This is a genomic window from Amycolatopsis echigonensis (assembly GCF_014174495.1).
GTDB lineage: Bacteria > Actinomycetota > Actinomycetes > Mycobacteriales > Pseudonocardiaceae > Amycolatopsis > Amycolatopsis echigonensis.
In genome coordinates, this window is sequence record NZ_JACJHR010000209.1 from 1 (window position 1) to 1,999 (window position 1,999).

A 1,999-nucleotide genomic window follows, 5' to 3' on the forward strand; every position below is an offset into this window, starting at 1 on the left:
GACACCCGCCAGGGTCAGATCGCGCAGCTGGTGCGTGACGCCGACACCTTGACGAAGACCACCGCGGACGGCGGGCAAGACCTTCAGGCCGTCATGCGGGAGCTGCCGGGCGTCATGGACAAGGCCAAGAGCGCGAGCGACGGCCTGAACGAGCTGTCGGGTTCGCTCGCGCCGGTTGCGAAGAACCTCAACACCGCCGCCCCGGACCTGAGCAAGGCGCTGGAACAGCTGCCGCAGACCGCCGGCGACCTGCGCGGCCTGCTGCCCTCGCTCAACGGCGTGCTCGACCACGCGCCGGACACACTGGCGCGGGTGCCGGTGGTGGCCGCCGACGCCCACCAGCTGCTGCCGACGCTGAACGTCGCGCTCGGCGACGTCAACCCGATGCTGTCCTACCTGCAGCCGTACGGGCACGACGTCGCGGCGATGTTCACCAACATGGGCCAGGCCCTGTCGAGGGGCGACGACAACGGCACGGCCTTGCGCGTCTTCATCATCCTCAACGAGCAGAGCCTGCGCGGGAACCCGCTCAACCTCAACAACATCCCGCCCCTCGACAAGAGCAACCCGTACCCGGCACCCGGCCAGTCCTCGAACCCGGGGCCGTACCAGGGCGGCCCGTACCCGCGAGTGGAGAAGGGAACGAAGTGATGGTGCGTCGGCCGTCGTTGCGCAAGCTGTCCCCGAGCTCCCTCCTCCGCGGAGGGGCGCGAAGGGTGCGCGCCCTCTGGCGACGGCCGACCAAGCGCGGCCTCTTCGTAGCACTGGGCGTGCTCGCGACGGCGGGCTTCGTGCTCGGCGGGCTCGCGAAGGTGCGGGTCGAGACGAGCGTGGACTCGTTCCTGCCCACCGACGACCCGGTGGTGCGCCAGTTCGAGGCGGAGTCGGGCTCCTTCGGTGGGGACCCGATCGTCGTCCTGCTGGAGTCCGGGCAGCCGCGGGCCCAGCTCGACCAGCAGCACCTGCCGACGCTGCTCAACCTCGAAGGCCGGCTGTCACGGCTCCCGGACGTCGCGGCCGCCTACGGCCCCGGGACGACCCTGAACCAGATCGCCGGGCGGACACAGGACCTTCTCGCGGAGCTGTCCGGACGCCGCGACGCCGTCCGGTCCCAAGCCCAGCAGGGCAAGACCGGCAAGGACGCGGAGAAGGCCGGCGACGCCGCGGTCGCCGCGTTCGACGCCCGGTACGGGCCGCTGCTGGTCCAAGGCATGCCGGCCGGCCTCCCGACCCTGCACAATCCGTCCTTCGTGAACACGGTCGTGTACACCGGTGCCGGCCAGCCCCGCCCGCAGTGGCGGTTCGTCGTGCCCTCCGACCGGTCGGCGGCAATCCTCGTCCGCCCGCGGGAAGGCCTGGACCAGCAGGGCACGGAACGGCTGGTGCAGGCGGTTCGTGACGCCGTCGCGACGGCCAAGCCGGACGCGCAGCGGATCACGGTGTCCGGTATCCCGGTCATCGCCGTGTCCCTGGGCGACCAGGTGCAACGCGAGATCCCGTGGATCGGGGGGACCGCCCTGCTCGCGGTGGGCGCGTGCTTCCTGTTGATTCCCTGGACCCGGAAGGTGCGCCGCAGGCTGGTGCCGGTCATGACGACCGTCGTCGCGATCGGGCTGACGCTCGCCGTTTTCGGGTGGCTCGGGCGGCCGTTGTCGCTCGGCGTCGTCGCCTTCCTCCCCGTCCTGCTCGGCGTCGGGAGCTACTACCCGACCTACTTCGCCCAGCAGGCCAGACGCCGGGTGGTGCTGGTGGTCGCCACCGCCACCGCCGCGGCGTTCGCGATGCTGCTGCTTTCGCCGTTGCCCTTCGTCCGTGAGCTCGGTCTCGCGCTTTCGATGGGCGGGCTCATCGCTGCGCTGGTCGGCATGCTCCTCATCCGCGGCCTCTCGTTCACCGCCGAACCGGACCGGCCACTCGATGAAATGGTCTCCTCACCGCGCGCGGTGACGTCGCCTCGATGGGCTCGGGTCGCCGCCGGCGTCGTCGCGGGCGCGGTGGC

1 protein-coding gene and 1 pseudogene are annotated in these 1,999 nt (G+C 71.5%); both read left to right on the plus strand.

The window, feature by feature from the left end:
- Positions 1 to 651: pseudogene (locus H5411_RS46290) on the plus strand (MlaD family protein); the annotation flags it as partial.
- A 65-nt stretch (positions 652 to 716) separates the two neighbouring features.
- A partial coding sequence (locus H5411_RS46295) for an MMPL family transporter (RefSeq protein WP_183128001.1) occupies positions 717 to 1,999 on the plus strand: 1,283 nt, incomplete at its 3' end.